Source organism: Aliivibrio sp. A6 (assembly GCF_028765505.1).
Classification (GTDB): domain Bacteria; phylum Pseudomonadota; class Gammaproteobacteria; order Enterobacterales; family Vibrionaceae; genus Aliivibrio; species Aliivibrio finisterrensis_A.
Map to the genome: position 1 here is coordinate 90,593 of NZ_JARACR010000013.1, position 17,001 is coordinate 107,593.

The 17,001-nt window shown below is 41.5% G+C and carries 15 protein-coding genes; 8 read left to right on the top strand and 7 right to left on the bottom strand.

All coding sequences use genetic code 11. The annotated features are described in order from the left end of the window. Positions 1-22: 22 nt before the first annotated feature. From hemC to PVK70_RS09750, 4 genes are read left to right on the top strand one after another with little or no spacing between them, the layout of a single operon-like run. On the top strand, positions 23-958 hold the full coding sequence (gene hemC / locus PVK70_RS09735; RefSeq protein ID WP_130046379.1) for a hydroxymethylbilane synthase: 936 nt from the start codon (positions 23-25) through the stop codon (positions 956-958). 2 nt (positions 959-960) lie between these two features. After that, entirely contained in the window at positions 961-1,731 is a 771-nt protein-coding gene (locus PVK70_RS09740; RefSeq protein WP_130046378.1) for a uroporphyrinogen-III synthase, read from the top strand. Further along, the gene (locus PVK70_RS09745) at positions 1,718-2,956 is read left to right on the top strand and encodes a uroporphyrinogen-III C-methyltransferase (protein WP_130048018.1); all 1,239 of its coding nucleotides are present in this window, start codon (positions 1,718-1,720) and stop codon (positions 2,954-2,956) included. The genes PVK70_RS09740 and PVK70_RS09745 overlap by 14 nt, the downstream gene beginning before the upstream one ends. Further along, entirely contained in the window at positions 2,953-4,137 is a 1,185-nt protein-coding gene (locus PVK70_RS09750; RefSeq protein ID WP_130048019.1) for a heme biosynthesis HemY N-terminal domain-containing protein, read from the top strand. Before PVK70_RS09745 ends, PVK70_RS09750 begins: the two co-directional genes overlap by 4 nt. Positions 4,138-4,211: 74 nt before the next feature. On the opposite strand, the gene fre is transcribed toward PVK70_RS09750, so the two are convergent. Both fre and PVK70_RS09760 read right to left on the bottom strand, forming a co-directional pair. Further along, positions 4,212-4,922 (bottom strand): NAD(P)H-flavin reductase, encoded by a 711-nt coding sequence (gene fre / locus PVK70_RS09755; protein ID WP_130048020.1) that lies wholly within the window; start codon positions 4,920-4,922, stop codon positions 4,212-4,214. Between the two features lie 97 nt (positions 4,923-5,019). After that, positions 5,020-5,283: a 2Fe-2S iron-sulfur cluster-binding protein gene (locus PVK70_RS09760; RefSeq protein ID WP_130048021.1), complete on the bottom strand. Its 264-nt coding sequence runs from the start codon at positions 5,281-5,283 to the stop codon at positions 5,020-5,022. 189 nt (positions 5,284-5,472) lie between these two features. On the opposite strand from PVK70_RS09760, the gene PVK70_RS09765 reads away from it, so the two are divergent. Next, positions 5,473-6,561: a methyl-accepting chemotaxis protein gene (locus PVK70_RS09765; RefSeq protein ID WP_130048022.1), complete on the top strand. Its 1,089-nt coding sequence runs from the start codon at positions 5,473-5,475 to the stop codon at positions 6,559-6,561. 37 nt (positions 6,562-6,598) lie between these two features. Here PVK70_RS09765 and ubiD read toward each other — a convergent pair whose 3' ends face one another. The 4 genes from ubiD to trxA form a co-directional block, all read right to left on the bottom strand. Continuing rightward, complete coding sequence (ubiD, locus tag PVK70_RS09770) at positions 6,599-8,452, bottom strand: 4-hydroxy-3-polyprenylbenzoate decarboxylase (RefSeq protein WP_130048023.1); 1,854 nt, start codon at positions 8,450-8,452, stop codon at positions 6,599-6,601. A gap of 90 nt (positions 8,453-8,542) precedes the next feature. Further along, positions 8,543-9,538: a hypothetical protein gene (locus tag PVK70_RS09775; protein WP_130048024.1), complete on the bottom strand. Its 996-nt coding sequence runs from the start codon at positions 9,536-9,538 to the stop codon at positions 8,543-8,545. Positions 9,539-9,697: 159 nt separating this feature from the next. Continuing rightward, positions 9,698-10,957, bottom strand: a complete 1,260-nt coding sequence (gene rho / locus PVK70_RS09780) for a transcription termination factor Rho (protein WP_130048028.1) — start codon at positions 10,955-10,957, stop codon at positions 9,698-9,700. Positions 10,958-11,197: 240 nt separating this feature from the next. Next, a complete protein-coding gene (trxA, locus tag PVK70_RS09785; protein ID WP_005416871.1) occupies positions 11,198-11,524 on the bottom strand; it encodes a thioredoxin TrxA in 327 nt (108 codons plus the stop codon). Between the two features lie 112 nt (positions 11,525-11,636). Here trxA and rhlB point away from each other — a divergent pair, with 112 nt between their 5' ends. Continuing rightward, entirely contained in the window at positions 11,637-12,941 is a 1,305-nt protein-coding gene (gene rhlB, locus PVK70_RS09790) for an ATP-dependent RNA helicase RhlB (RefSeq protein WP_130046371.1), read from the top strand. 33 nt (positions 12,942-12,974) lie between these two features. Then, a complete protein-coding gene (gppA, locus tag PVK70_RS09795) occupies positions 12,975-14,471 on the top strand; it encodes a guanosine-5'-triphosphate,3'-diphosphate diphosphatase (RefSeq protein ID WP_130048025.1) in 1,497 nt (498 codons plus the stop codon). 321 nt (positions 14,472-14,792) lie between these two features. On the opposite strand, the gene hemB is transcribed toward gppA, so the two are convergent. Then, complete coding sequence (gene hemB, locus PVK70_RS09800) at positions 14,793-15,806, bottom strand: porphobilinogen synthase (RefSeq protein WP_130048026.1); 1,014 nt, start codon at positions 15,804-15,806, stop codon at positions 14,793-14,795. 151 nt (positions 15,807-15,957) lie between these two features. On the opposite strand from hemB, the gene PVK70_RS09805 reads away from it, so the two are divergent. Next, positions 15,958-16,719 carry a TatD family hydrolase gene (locus tag PVK70_RS09805; protein ID WP_130048027.1) on the top strand — a complete coding sequence of 254 codons (762 nt, stop codon included), beginning with the start codon at positions 15,958-15,960 and terminating at the stop codon, positions 16,717-16,719. The last annotated feature ends 282 nt before the right edge of the window (positions 16,720-17,001 follow it).

The window sequence follows — 17,001 nt, forward strand, 5'->3', positions numbered from 1 at the left end:
ATTATTTTGATCGGATACTACTATGTCACAGCAATTACCAGTTCGAATTGCCACTCGCAAAAGCCCTCTGGCTCTATGGCAAGCACACTTTGTTAAAGATGCACTGCAAACACTTCACCCAGGTTTGGAAGTAGAATTAGTTACAATGGTAACTAAAGGCGACATCATTCTTGATACGCCATTAGCAAAAGTAGGCGGAAAAGGATTATTCGTAAAAGAACTTGAAGTGGCTATGTTAGAAGGCCGTGCTGACCTTGCGGTTCACTCAATGAAAGATGTTCCTGTTGAGTTTCCTGAAGGCTTAGGCTTAGTGACGATTTGTGAGCGTGAAGACCCGCGTGATGCATTCGTCTCTAATACTTACAACTGTATTGAAGACTTACCATTGGGTTCTGTTGTTGGTACCTGTAGCTTACGTCGTCAATGTCAATTACAAGAAGCTCGCCCTGACTTAATCATTAAAGAACTACGTGGCAACGTAGGCACTCGTCTACAAAAATTAGATGACGGTAATTATGATGCGATCATTCTTGCGTGTGCAGGCCTTATCCGTCTTGGTCTAGAAGATAGAATCAAAAGCTCAATTGAACCAGAACAATCGTTACCTGCGGTTGGTCAAGGTGCAGTGGGTATTGAAACGCGTTTGGACGATACTCGCATTCGCGCTTTACTTGAACCACTAAACCACCCAGAAACCGCACATCGAGTGTTGTGTGAGCGTGCTATGAATAACCGCCTTGAAGGTGGCTGTCAGGTTCCTATCGGTAGCTACTCTCTTATCGATGGTGACCAAATTTGGTTACGTGCCTTAGTTGGTGAGCCAGATGGTTCTATCATGGTTCGTGGTGAAATTACAGGGCCGGTATCAGACGCAGAAGCATTGGGTACACAACTGGCAGAGCAGTTACTTAACGATGGCGCGAAAGATATTTTAGATCGCCTTTACGCTGACGCCTAACGATGACGATTTTGGTGACTCGCCCAGAGCAAGAGAGCCAAGCATTGTGTGATGCCCTTAATCAATTAGGGCATCCTGCTATTTCTCATCCTCTGTTAACCATTCACCCCGGTAAAGAACTCTCTCAACTCCCAGAACTTTTCTCACCACTTTCTGATGGGGATTTCCTTATTGCGGTCAGTCAGCACGCTGTCGAACACACTCAAGATTACTTGCAACACCATCAAATCGAGTGGAAAAAAGGGCTAAATTATCTTGCTGTTGGTCAAAAGAGCGCCCAACACCTCAGAACCTATATTTCAGATACAGTACACTTCCCAACACCGAGCGACAGTGAACATTTATTAGCGCTTCCAGTGCTAAACCGTGTGTCAGGTAAGAAAGTACTTATTTTACGAGGAAACGGGGGACGTGACCTAATTTATCAAGCACTTGAAGCTCTCGGTGCAGAAGTAAATTACTGTGAAGCTTATCAACGTAAAATGACGCCTTTTGATGGCAAACTCAACGCCAAAAAATGGCAATCACAAAATATCAATACCATAATTATTACCAGCGGAGAGCAACTGTCGTTTTTCACCTCTCAATTTGCTGGAACAGATTTAGATTGGGTACTGCACTGTCGATTGTTAGTGCCTAGCGAACGAATTAACCAACTTGGACAACAACTTGGTTATCAACATATTGAAACGGTTGGCGGAGCCTCTAATTCCGACTTGCTGCACTATATCAGTGAGCATCATCATGATGGGATTTCAAATGACAAAAAATAATAATAAACCACAGACTGCAGAAGAAACAGAACTGGTTTCCTCTTCTCCTGCAATAGAAAAAGAACAGAAGAAAACAGAGCAAACACCACCACAATCAACGACAAAAACAGACGCATCTGTTGATAAAAAAAGTCGTCGCCTAGGCACTGTTGCTATTATTATCTCTATCCTGTTGAGTGGCGGAACCTTCTTGGCATCTCAACAACAAACAACACAACAGCAAATTAAAATCGCTCAGCTTGAACAACAACTCAAGGCAGCTGATAGCACTTTTGATGCAAAACTGGTCACCGCAGAGCAGCGTATTACCGATAAAGCAGACGAAATCGTTCGTAAAGCAACAGTATTAATGCAACAGCAAGATAAAAGCATTGCGAGCCTACAATTGGCGATTGCTGATGTGCAAGGTCGTCGCCCGAATGACTGGCTACTTGCTGAAGCCGATTACTTAGTAAAAATGGCTGGTCGTAAACTGTGGCTTGAACATGATGTGGTGAGCGCTACCCGCTTGATGGAAAATGCCGACCAACGAATCTCTGCACTAAACGACCCAAGCTTAACCCCTCTACGCCGTGCAATGGCTAATGACATTGCGACATTAAAAGCCATTCCTCTTATTGACCGTGATGGGTTAGTTCTTAAACTGAATAGCCTTGAACAACAGATTAATCAATTACCATTAGCCAGTGCGATTCTTCCTGAAGCCAATGCGATTGAGAAAAAAGAAGTGTCAACCAATATCAATGATTGGCAATCGAACCTAATGCAATCACTGGATGACTTCGCAGGACACTTTATTACTTATCGTGTGCGTGAAGGCAATGTCATCCCATTACTAAGTCCTGAGCAACACTTCTACCTAACAGAAAACATTAAAGGTAAATTGCTACTGGCTTCAAAAGCGTTATATCGAGAGCAAAGTGAAGTGTACGCAACCGCTTTAGAAAGTGCGAAATTATGGTCTTCACAATATTTCCAACAAGATGACCCAGCAGTAAAAAGCTTTATGGCTCAGTTGGATTCCTTAGCAAAATTCAAAGTCGATGTGCGCTATCCACAAAAGCTTAAAACTCAAGCGCTACTGTCTGATTTCATCTCTGAGCGCCTACGTCGTAACGTCCAATCCATTGGCGAAACGCAAGTAAAAACAGAGTCAGCAAAGAAAGCTCTTGTTCCTGAAAAGCAAGCAAGTGTAGAAAATACCACGGAAGGAGATAAATCATGATCCGATTACTTCTTCTGGCCATTGTCTTAGTCGGTGGATTAATCGTAGGGACGACATTTGCCGACCAACAAGGTTATGTGCTTATTTCTGTGGCTGATACTACGATTGAAATGAGCCTAACCACATTGGTTATCTTTATTGCAGCCTTGATCGCAGGGTTATTTTTATTAGAAATACTGGTAAAACGCATTCTTTCTGTTGGTAATTTTACTCGCGGTTGGTTCAGTGCTCGTCACTTACGTAAAGCGCGTTACAACACCTTTAAAGGTATGATCAAACTGCATGAGGGGGAATGGAAAGAAGCGGAACGTCTAATCACTAAAGGTGGTCGCCACAACGACTTTCCATTATTGAATTACCTTGCAGCAGCAGAAGCCGCTCAGGGTCGTCAACAAATAGAGCTGCGTGATCGCTACCTACAACTGGCTTCTGAACAATCAGACAGTACACTAGCGGTAGCGCTAACAAGTGCGAAATTACAAATGCGTGAAGAAGAGTATGAACGCGCCCTTGCTACTCTTCAGTCAGTCAAAGTCGATTACCCACGTAATCCTGTTTTGCTTGAGCTACTTAAAGAGTGTTATTTGGCACTTAATGAATGGCAAGCCCTAAAGAACATCATTCATCCTTTAACTAAGGCGAATCTTATTTCGGAACAGCAAGCGTTAGAACTGGAAGAGAAAGCGGAATGTGGATTAATGGCCTTTATCGCAACCAATAAAGGCACAGCTGGCTTATTAGAGCATTGGAATACGTTGCCTAAAAAACTAAAAAAACACGTTCCTGTTTTAATCTGTTTAATCAAACAATTACACGAGCGTAAAGCAGACTCTGAAGCTTATATTATCCTGCGTGATAACTTGAAGAAACGTACGGATGATCGCCTAGTCGCACTCTTACCTACGTTGAATCTGGCTGATTATCATCCTGCAACCGTATTACTAGAAAACATGGCCAATTACGACGTTCGTAACCCTGTTATTCAAAGTACGCTTGGCCAGCTATATATGCGCACAGAAAAATGGCAGCCCGCACGCGACCACTTTGAAGCGGCATTAGAGGTGCGTGAAGATATGTCTGATTACGCCTACCTTGCACGAGTGCTAGATAAGCAAAACCGTAAACAAGCAGCAGCGGACTTATCTCGTAAAGCACTGACTATGGTTGATGATACAGAGTAATACAAAAGTAATTTATACCCATAAAAAATGCCACTATTACAGTGGCATTTTTATTTGTATTAACTAAAGCTAAATTAGATAAAAGCGAACGCATCACCAAATAACTGTTCTTTCTTCGCTTGTTTTTCTGTGGTGAATTGCTCACGCGCAGCACCGGCCATCTCAAAACGACCTGCAATGTAGATATCCATCTCTGCTAATGAGTTAAAATCTTCTTTTACCGCTTCAAGTACATTACCCGTTTTGCCTGTCCAGCCTTCTGCTTTCTCGACAACGGGAACAAAGGTAATGTGCTCATGCGCTGCAGCAATGGTTTCAATTTCTGCTTTTGCGTATAGCTGACATTCATCACGGCCACCCCAATATAGGAAGATTGGTTTTTGAATGTTTTGGCTAATGCTGTGGTCTAAAATCGAACGCACGTAACTAAAACCGGTACCACCTGCGATTAACAGCATTGAGCGCTCACTGTCTTCACGGATCCACGCTTCACCATGAGGGGCATCAATTTGAATATCACTGCCGTTTTCTAATGCAGCTTTCATTGATTCAACCACTTCACCTGCATAAGCATTGTGCTCTGCGGCACCAATGTGTAGTTCAATTTCACCTTCATGACGACACGGACTGCTCGCGATTGAGAATGGGCGCTTGTCTTTCTCTCCCATCACTACCATGAGGTATTGGCCTGCTTTGAATTCTACTGGTTGTTCTGGGTGAAGTAATATTTGAAAAGTATTACAAGCCAATGGCTTGATAGACTTTACTTTGCAATTGATTGGCATGACTTTCCTTTTTCAGCTGATACCTACTTAACATGGTATTTATACGCTGTCATTATTATGTGTATTGAGCATTAAGCTCTAATTATACGGGGAGGATTTATTCTAACAACAGCACTAAATCACTTTTTGCTGTTGCCTGACACGCAAATACCCACCCTTCTTGTTGTTCTTTGTCGGTTAGAAGTGGTTCTAAATCGTATTCGATTTCTCCTTCTAACTTTTTACATAGACACATAGCACATGCACCTACCTGGCATCGATTTGGGTAGTTTATCCCCGCCTCTAATGCTGCATCTAAGATGGTCTGTCCTTCTTCGATGCTGAATTCTTTTTGTTGTGGTAATAATACTATTCTGTTCATTAAACGTTAACCCCAAAGGAGAATATAGTTACTTTCTAAAAGCTAATAAAAAATCATTACAAAACCGTTTTCATTTCGTGATATTTACTATAGAAATTAATAGTGAAATAAAATAGGATCTTTTTATATATTATTAGTATGCAAATACTATTATTTATTCCCTATTAAATTAACATACGGTTACATTATATGTTTACCTTTAGTTTCAAAAAAAAACAGACCTCTGAACCTACTTCAGACCATCAGTTCAATATTATTCAAACAAATATCACCGAAAAAGATAATGAAATAAAAGAACTTAAATCTTCTGAATCTTCGTTATACAACGACTTGAAAAATCAAAATGAATTTATTTCTCAACTGTTATTTTCAATTGAACCTATTGATAGAATTAGAACTAATATTGCCACTGCAGCAGAAAACTTAAACGCTCACCTATCTCAACATATTACCGAAAATCGAGATGGTATTAATATTTTAAATGAATTTCGACAAATATTAATATCACTTTCATCTCAAATAAAAATTAATAATGACTTACTTAATACTTTAAAAATAAATTCAGAAGACATAACCAAGTTTATTGTCACGATCAATAATGTTTCAGACCAAACCAATTTATTAGCACTAAATGCAGCTATTGAAGCAGCAAGAGCTGGTGAACACGGTCGCGGGTTCTCTGTCGTTGCTAATGAAGTCCGTCAGTTAGCACGAAGTGCCAATGAAGCCGCCAAGCAAATTGAAAATGTCGTTCATGAAATCAATAAAAATACTCTCACTTGTCATCAAAACTCAACACTTATCGAGAAGCAATGTGAGTCTTTAGATCGAAAAGTAATAACACTTATCGATATTATTACAAATTTAATGACTAATACTGAACAACTCTACAATCTAGCAGATGAAAGTTATACTTCAATTTTCTTACGTCTTGTTCAACTTGATCATGTCGTTTGGAAAGTTAATGTTTATAAAAAGATTCAAAATAACGATCTAAATAAGATAGATACTCCTAACCATCATCAATGCCGCCTTGGCCAGTGGTATGACACAGGAAGAGGTAAAGCGCTTTTTTCTCATTGTGAGTCTTATAAACAACTCCTCACACCTCATGCTAGAGTTCATAATTTTGGGCAAAAGGCTTTACAAGCCTACGCAGAGCACAATGATATTCAGGGAATGGAATATATAAAAGAGATGGAAAATGCGGCAAACGATGTTATCCATATTTTAAATGCATTAGAAGCTGAAATAATCCAAGTAAAACAAAAAAGATAAATCTAAAAATAAAGCAGCCATATTAGACTGCTTTATTTTATATAAATCGATCGAGTATTCCCATCTGATCCCAAATAGCATCAATTTTAGCGACGACTTCTGGGTCTTTCTTGATTGGTGTTCCCCACTCACGAAGACATTCACCTTCCCATTTATTGGTTGCATCTAATCCCATTTTTGAGTGACCGAGCCCGTCTTGCAAAAAGAGCGTATCTCTCGCAGGATCCATTCGTGTGGTTACCGCCCAAATGATGTCATTCCAATCACTCACATTGACATCATCATCACACACGATCACAAATTTGTTCTCTTCAAATTGAGACCAAATGGCATCCATGATTTTCTTAGCATTGCCTGCAGCCTGTTTATTGATGGATACAACCACCATACTGGCATTGTCATTCTGCAAATGAATTTCAATCATCTCAGGACACATTTTGGTTATTTCAGCGATACACCCTTCAATCTGCTCACTGCTTGTGAATGAACATTCCACGTTTGGTGATAATGCTAATTCTGCATCCCATTTTTTGGTGATATCTAAGCCCATCTTTGAGCCCAAACCAGCTACTGGTGAAGCAAAATCTAGTGAATCGATTGGCGTGTTCTCTATCATCAAACTATCACGTGATGGGTCCATATGCTGAGACATTGCTGCTGTCACTTGTGACCAATCTCGTGCGTTAACATCCTCATCACACACTAATACAAATTTGGTGTACATGAACTGACGCAAGAACGACCACACGCCCATCATCACGCGTTTGGCATGACCCGGATATTGTTTCTTCATCGTCACTACCGCCATGCGGTACGAACACCCTTCAGGTGGCAGATAAAAATCAATAATTTCAGGAAATTGCTTTTGTAAGATCGGCACAAACACTTCATTTAATGCCACACCTAATACCGCGGGTTCATCAGGTGGACGACCCGTATATGTACTGTGATAGATAGGCTCTTTACGCATGGTAATGTGCGTTACGGTAAATACATGATGTTTTTCAACTTCGTTATAGTAACCGGTATGATCACCATAAGGGCCTTCATCGGCAAATTCTGTTGGGTCGATATAGCCTTCAAGTACAATTTCAGCACTGGCTGGGACTTCTAAATCGTTACTAATCGACTTAGTAATTTCAGTTCGACTACCACGCAGAAGACCTGCAAATGCGTATTCAGATAAGGTATCAGGGATAGGCGTTACCGCGCCAAGAATGGTGGCAGGATCGGCACCAAATGCAACAGAGACAGGGAAAGGTTCACCTGGATTCGTTTCCATCCAGTCACGCAAATCAAGCGCACCACCGCGGTGAGCAAGCCAACGCATGATAACTTTGTTTTTACTCAGTTTCTGTTGACGATAAATACCCAGATTCTGACGTTTCTTATTTGGGCCTTTAGTGATGGTTAAACCCCAAGTTAATAGCGGTGCGACATCATCTGCCCAACAACTCATTACGGGGATTTTATCTAAATCGACCTCATCACCTTGCCAAACAATCTGTTGGCAATTGGCCTTGCGAATATTCTTGGTTGGCATATTCAATACTTGTTTGAATACTGGCAGTTTATCTAAAGCATCTTTAAAACCCTTTGGTGGCTCTGGCTCTTTTAGATACGCTAATAATTTTCCCACTTCACGCAGCTCAAGAACGTCCTTACGACCCATACCAATCGCAACACGTTCAGCAGTACCAAATAAGTTCGTTAATACAGGAATATCGTAACCGGTAGGATTTTCGAATAGCAATGCTGGACCACCCGCTCGTAAAGTACGATCGCTGATCTCTGTCATTTCATAATGCGGGTCAATGGGGTGTGAAATGCGTTTTAACTGTCCGATCTGTTCTAAGTGATCGAGAAAATCACGTAAATCCTTATATTTCATCGCTATCTACTGTCGTGAAGTTTGAATAGATTATACCCAACCCAATTCAAACTCACACTCTCTATTTACTTTTGCCAATCAAGCTCGTGATTAGCGTTGCGATAACGCTAATCTTACGTGTTGCTTGCGAACTTTATTGCGTGTTGTTGACAGGCTTTCTAACCACGATGTATGGCCATAATTAGCAAGATGCATTGCCACTGCACCGCCGTCTTGAATATGATCAATTTTGGCTAATAAAAACTGTTGAACATCTTGAGGAAGAGGATGCAACTGAGCTAATGAAGCAAAAGCATTCTGTTTTAAAGATGGGTTATTGGTTGCTGACATTAATTGCTGAGTCGCAAATGGATCGGGAGCGATACTAGATAAACGCTCAAGCTCTGCAATACTGTGTTGATCGGTACGCATTTTCCATAAGATTTTATACACATCACTGCTTTGAGACAATTGAGCAAGGCGCACCATTACCTCAGTCGTTGGTAACCAAACAGACAAAGGATCATCGATAATTTGTGATACAAGATAATCTAGCGCTTCAGGGGTTAAGCTATCCAATTCAGCTAAGACAATCGATTGACGAACACGAACCTCATGAGGCTCACCCACTAGCCATTCAGACAACACCAAACGTCTCTCTTCAGCGGCAAGAATAAAATCTAATACCTGTTGGTCTTTTTTCATTTGGTTTAGAACACGCGAAGCTATACTAGAATAATCAAACGCTAACTTAGTCACCACATACCCATTACCTTGATCTTTAATGGTATAAGTTGGATGAATAGCCAATTGTTCTTTCAGCCAAATGGTCCCCTTAGGGCTTAATATCAGATTTTTTTGTTCTATTTGCTGTATCAACATGAAGCGAACGGCTTCTTGCTGTGGCATAGAGAGACGATTAAGAGAAAAGTTGAGTGTGATGATATCGCCATCAATCAAATATTGATGCAGTTCATCGACCTTCTTATTGAGCAGCTGATCAACCAGCAAGCTATTGATGAAGCTTGGTTGAACATCAGATGCCGAGACCTGACTCGTCAGCAAACTTGCAGAGAGGAGGATCGATGCTAACAGTCCTTGTCGCATATGTTACTCCTTGATATAAACTAAGTTGATATTCCTTATCAAGCTTAGTACAAATGATAATGCCGTTAAATTAACAAAAACTCAACAAAAAACGCTACCTAAATAGGCAGCGTTTCATTATTTATTGACCTTGGTACCAATGATTGAGTTAAGTATCAATTATTGACGACGCATCGCATCAAAGAATTCGTCATTAGTCTTCGTCATTGATAACTTATCAATTAGGAATTCCATTGCGTCAGTCTCGCCCATTGGGTGAACAATCTTACGCAAGATCCACATTTTCTGTAGCTCATCCGGCTTAGTTAATAACTCTTCACGACGAGTACCTGAACGGTTGAAATCAATCGCTGGGAATACACGTTTTTCCGCAATCTTACGGTTTAAGTGTAATTCCATGTTACCTGTACCTTTAAACTCTTCGTAGATAACTTCATCCATTTTAGAGCCAGTATCAACAAGTGCTGTTGCGATGATAGTTAAGCTACCACCTTCTTCAACGTTACGTGCCGCACCGAAGAAACGCTTAGGACGGTGAAGTGCGTTAGCATCCACACCACCAGTAAGAACTTTACCAGATGATGGGATTACGGTGTTGTATGCACGAGCTAGACGAGTAATAGAGTCAAGTAAGATAACCACGTCTTTCTTATGCTCAACAAGACGTTTTGCTTTCTCGATAACCATCTCAGCAACTTGTACGTGACGAGACGCAGGCTCATCAAACGTAGACGCAACTACTTCACCTTTAACTAGGCGTTGCATCTCAGTTACTTCTTCTGGACGTTCGTCGATAAGTAGAACCATCAACTCACACTCAGGGTGGTTATGCGCAATACTTTGAGCAATGTTTTGAAGCAACATTGTTTTACCCGCTTTTGGCGGAGCAACAATCAGACCACGTTGGCCACGGCCAATTGGTGATGCTAAATCAAGAACACGCGCTGTAATGTCTTCTGTTGAACCATTACCACGCTCCATGCGTAAACGATCATTCGCATGTAAAGGAGTAAGGTTTTCAAAAAGGATTTTGTTACGAGCATTATCAGGACGATCATGGTTAACTGCGTTTACTTTAAGAAGTGCAAAGTAACGTTCGCCATCTTTCGGTGGACGAATCTTTCCAGAAATCGTGTCACCAGTACGCAAGTTAAAGCGACGAATTTGGCTTGGAGACACATAAATGTCATCCGGACCAGCCAAATAAGAACAATCTGCTGAACGAAGGAAACCAAAGCCATCTTGAAGAATCTCAAGAACCCCATCTCCAAAGATGTCTTCACCGCTTTTCGCATGTTGCTTAAGGATGGAGAAGATGATGTCTTGTTTTCTTAGACGAGCTAGGTTTTCTAGGCCTAATGATTCGCCAAGAGCAACAAGATCCGATACAGGTCGGTTTTTAAGTTCAGTAAGATTCATAGTGGTAGGTAGTTGTTTAGTCAAAATCAGATTCTGTCTTTAGTTGATTTAAGAATGGATGACCTTCGAGCTCGGTCAAGAAATGAAATCGTATGAATTACGCGCGATAAATTATCACTTATTCGCTTTTTAGTCTAGGGGATTCCCCTTAATTTCTGAGCTTAGCTTAGCTCAGATAAAACAAAACCGCACATAATTTCTCATTATATGCGGTTCTATCTGCTTTAATGCTGTCCTATATTACAGGTTTGCATCAAGAAACTCTTTAAGTTGAGTCTTAGAAAGTGCACCCACTTTCGTTGCAGCTACGCCGCCATCTTTGAAAAGAAGCAGTGTTGGAATACCGCGAATACCAAACTTTGGTGGTGTTCCTGCATTCTGATCGATATTTAATTTACCAATCGTTAATTTGCCTTCGTACTCGTCAGCAATTTCGTCCAAAATAGGAGCAATCATTTTACAAGGACCACACCATTCCGCCCAGAAATCTACTAATACTGGGCCTGCAGCATTGATCACACTTTCTTCAAAACCGCCATCTGTAAGCTGCAAAATTTTGTCGCTCATCGTCAACTCCAACGTTAAATTTAAAGGCTGATTTGATGATAACCAGCAAATTGATTCTCTATTTGAATGGAATCCGTTTCGTATTGCAAGCTTTAACTGATATTCTATAGCAATGAAAAAGACGCACATCACAGAGCAAAACTTTGCCGACCTAGGTTTACAGCCTCAGGTTATCGACGGTTTGAATGCAAAAGGGTTCATTAAATGTACTCCTATTCAAGCTAAGGCATTGCCGGTACTGCTCGCCGGCCAAGACATTGCAGGCCAAGCCCAAACGGGTACAGGTAAGACGCTAGCGTTCCTTACTGCTACTTTTAATCACCTATTAACGACACCTGCTCCTGAAGGTCGTAAAATTACGCAACCGCGTGCCATTATCATGGCTCCGACACGTGAATTAGCGATTCAAATCTTCAATGATGCAGAGTCACTGATCGCAAGTACGGGTCTAAAAGCCGCGTTAGCTTACGGTGGCGAACGTTACGAAAAACAACAGCAAGTGATTGAGCAAGGCGTTGATATTTTGATCGGTACTACCGGTCGTATCATCGACTTCTACAAGCAAGGTCACATTGACTTTAAGATGATCCAAGTGGTTGTTCTTGATGAAGCCGATCGTATGTTCGATCTTGGTTTTATTAAAGATATTCGCTTCATCTTCCGTCGTATGCCTGCGCCAACAGAGCGCTTGAACATGCTGTTCTCTGCTACGCTATCTTACCGTGTACAAGAGCTTGCTTTTGAACACATGCAAGAGCCAGAGCACGTTGTTGTTGAGCCAGAGCAAAAAACAGGTCATCGCATCAAGGAAGAGCTTTTCTATCCTTCAAATGATCACAAAATGGCATTACTTCAAACTCTTATTGAAGAAGAGTGGCCAGATCGCGCGATAATCTTTGCAAACACTAAGCACAAGTGTGAATCAGTTTGGGGCCACCTTGCTGCTGACAAACACCGCGTTGGTCTTCTAACGGGTGACGTTCCACAGAAAAAACGTGAGCGCATTTTAGAAGAGTTTACTAAAGGTGATGTTGATATCTTAGTAGCTACTGATGTCGCTGCTCGTGGTCTTCACATTCCACAAGTAACGCATGTATTTAACTTTGATTTACCAAACGAAGCAGAAGATTATGTTCACCGTATTGGCCGTACTGGTCGTGCTGGTGCAAGTGGTAACTCTATTAGCTTCGCATGTGAAGAATACGCAATTAACCTTCCAGCAATCGAAGAGTATATTGAGCATTCAATTCCACAATCTGATTACGACGCTTCAGCATTGCTTGAAGATTTACCTGCGCCACTACGTCTTCAACGTCGTCCGCAGCAAAATCGTCGTAACGGCAACAATAATGGTCAACGTCAAGGCGGAAATCGCAAATACTCTCGCCCACGTCAACCTCGTAGCCCTCAAGTATAATCTGAGTTCTACGGAAAAAATTAAAAGGATTTTATGAAAAGTTCAACAATATCACCTATGTATGCCGCCATTGATTTAGGCTCCAATAGCTTCCATATGCTTGTTGTGCGTCATATAAATGGTAGTGTGCAAACCATGGCCAAAATTAAACGTAAAGTTCGTTTGGCTTCGGGATTAGATGAAAACTACACACTCAGCCATGAAGCTATGCAGCGTGGGTGGGATTGTTTGAGCTTATTTGCAGAACGCCTGCAAGACATTCCTGTAGAAAACATTCGCATTGTCGGAACCGCTGCATTGCGCGTCGCGACCAATGTGGATGTCTTCTTAGAAAAAGCCAATCAAATCTTAGGTCATGACATTAATGTGATCGAAGGCGAAGAAGAAGCTCGTATGATTTACCAAGGAGTTGCGCACACTTCAGGTGGTAATGGTCGTCGTTTAGTTGTTGATATCGGCGGAGCAAGTACAGAGTTAATTATTGGCGATGGCTTTGAAGCACAAGCACTCACAAGCTTAAAAATGGGCTGTGTAACTTGGTTAGAAGGCTATTTTAAAGATCGTGCATTAACGAAAAGTAACTTTGATGCGGCCATTGCTGGCGCAAAAGAGACGCTAGCTCCTATCCTAACTCAGTATACCAACCTTGGTTGGCAAACTTGTGTAGGGGCAAGTGGTACGGTCCAAGCATTGCAAGAAATTATGTTGGCGCAAGGCATGGATGAGGTGATTACCTTGGCCAAGCTAAAGCGCCTTCAAAAACAAGCAATGCAATATGAACACCTAGAAGAATTAGATATCGATGGATTGACTCTTGAGAGAGCACTCGTGTTCCCGAGCGGTTTATCCATCCTTATTGCTATTTTTGAATTATTAGACATCGATTCTATGACGTTAGCTGGCGGCGCTTTGCGTGAAGGTCTGTGCTACGGCATGATCGATGAATTGCAGCACGACGAAGTGTGTCAACGTACGATTAAAAGTGTTCAACAACGCTATCAACTAGATGTTGATTACGCACAACAAGTGACAGACTTATCTACCCAACTCGTTCAACAGTGTGGTGATAACTGGCTTGTTGAACCTCAAGCATTACCTTTACTAACGGCTGCAACTCAGCTGCATGAAATTGGTATGTGTATTGATTATAAAAAAGGTGGAGAGCACTCTGCCTATTTAATCAATGCCCTTGATTTACCGGGGTTTACCCGCGCTCAAAAACATTTACTTGGCGAACTATTACGCCGTTACCGTGAATCATTTTCAGCAATGCCAACCCAACATGCTGTTTCAGATACCTCAGCGCAACGTATGTTACGTATTTTACGTTTAGCGATTATTCTCACTCATCGTCGTGATGTGAATTTAGCGCCAGCGGTAACGCTATCTGAAAACAACGATGTTCTGTCGCTGTCTATTGATGCTACTTGGTTAGCTGCGAATCCTCTAACAAGAGCTGAACTAGAGATTGAAGCAGATAAGCAGACGAATATTGGTTGGGATTTGGTTATAGATGCTAGGGACGAGTAAGAGCCTATGCGCTGCGCTAACTAGAGGCTAGAACGCTTCGCTTCTATAAGAACAAGAGCCTTACTGGTACTAATTTCAGGATTCAGGATTCAGGATTCAGGATTCAGGATTCAGGATTCAGGATTCAGGATTCAGGAAAAATAAAAGCATGATGATTAACTAAAATCATCATGCTTTTTTTATTTTTTAGAAAAGAGTTAACAGCACTGAATTCTATGCTCTTATAGCCTCTAGTTAGCGCAGCGTATAGTCTCTAGTTAACACCAAAACTCACCACACCCACCCCTGAAACCTTTAAGCGAAGCGATCTGAACCCTACTCTTATTTCTCTTCCGCCAACCACTCTGCTACATCTTTCGCAAAGTAAGTTAGTATGCCATCCGCACCAGCACGCTTAAAGCACAGTAACGATTCCATTACCGTATCGCGCTCACTCAACCAACCATTCATAATAGCGGCTTTGTGCATCGCGTACTCACCTGATACTTGATAAGCAAACGTAGGCACTTGAAGTTCAGTTTTAACACGACGAACGATGTCCAAGTAAGGCATACCTGGTTTTACCATCACCATATCCGCACCTTCATTGATGTCCATTGCCACTTCATGAATTGCTTCATCACTGTTTGCTGGGTCCATCTGGTAATTTTTCTTATTACCGCCTTTCAGGTTTGATGAAGAACCAACTGCATCACGGAACGGGCCATAATAACAAGACGCGTATTTTGCAGAGTACGCCATGATTTGTGTATGAACATGGCCCGCTTTTTCTAGTGCTTTACGGATCTCACCAATACGACCATCCATCATATCAGACGGAGCCACCACATCAGCACCCGCTTCAGCATGCGATAACGCCTGCTTAATCAGAACTTCTGTCGTTACGTCATTCATTACGTAACCATCTTCATCGATGATGCCATCTTGGCCGTGTGTTGTGAATGGGTCTAGAGCCACATCTGTAATCACACCAAGCTCTGGCACATGCTCTTTCAAAGCTTTAACTGTACGTTGAACTAAACCTTCAGGGTTGTGAGCCTCAGCAGCACAAAGACTCTTCGCATCTTGTGAAACCACAGGGAAAAGTGCAATCGCAGGAATGCCTAAATCATAAAGACGTTGTGCTTCTTCAAGCAATAAATCAATTGATAAGCGCTCAACACCCGGCATTGACTCTACCGTTTCACGACGATCTTTACCCATAAGTACAAACATTGGATAGATTAAGTCATTAACGGTTAATTGGTTCTCAGCCATTAGACGACGGCTAAATTCATGTTTACGCATACGACGCATACGGCGGTTTGGAAACGCACCTAGAATGGATACAGACACACTGTGCTCCTTTTTTGTATTTATGATGCGTTCCAATATATACCTATCGGGTAGCTAATCGTAGTCTTTACCCTGACTTTTTCGTATAGATCTGATTTTTACTTTGAACTTGGTATGATAGCGATAATTATTCTTTTTTTAGGGTTTCACCATGATCGATACTCATGCTCATATTTATGCTAAAGAATTTGATGAAGATAGAGATGCTGTTGTTCAGCGCGCACTAGCACAAGGCATTAGCAAAATTCTATTGCCTAATATTGATTTAGAATCTATCGAATCAATGCTAAAAACCGAAGCGTCTTACCCTGAGATTTGCCATTCAATGATGGGATTACACCCTTGTTATGTGAATGCTGATGTCAAAGAGACCTTAGCAACTATTCACTCTTGGTTTGAAAAACACAACTTCATTGCAGTAGGTGAAATAGGTATTGATCTATACTGGGATAAAACCTTTAAAGCGGAACAAGAGATGGCATTCATCACCCAATTAAATTGGGCTAAAGAGATGAAATTGCCTGTTGTGATTCATACTCGTGATTCTATTGAAGAGACATTAACCCTGCTTAAACAAGAGCAAGATGGCTCATTATCAGGCACTTTCCACTGTTTTGGTGGCTCGGTTGATGAAGCCAAAGCGATCAATGATTTAGGCTTTCATTTAGGTCTTGGTGGTGTTTCTACTTTTAAAAATGGTGGTATGGATAAAATCATTCCTCACCTTAATATGGATTACTTAATCTTAGAGACAGACTGCCCTTATCTAGCACCTGTACCACACCGTGGTAAGCGTAATGAACCTGCATATACGCAGTTAGTTGCTCAGCGTGTAGCGGATTTGCGTGAAATGAGTTTGGCGGATGTGGATGCGATTACGACGGCGAATGCGAAAAAACTTTTTGGGATTTAAGATCAAAAGATAGACGGCTTCACCTTGAGAGCGCTTCGCTTAAGATGCAACAAGTTGCTTGAGAGGTGAAAACCAGCATTCACAACCCCTCCTAACCTCCCCTTATATCGACATTGGTGATCAGATGAGATATTTACTCAAGGGGAGGAACTGTATTGCGATCGCTGAAATATCCGCACCAAAGAAGGTTCTCCCCCTTTATCTATGAATTACTGGGATCGATAATATCAATACAAGGGGGAGTTAGAGGGGGTTGTTGGCACCATAATCTATTTAATTCAG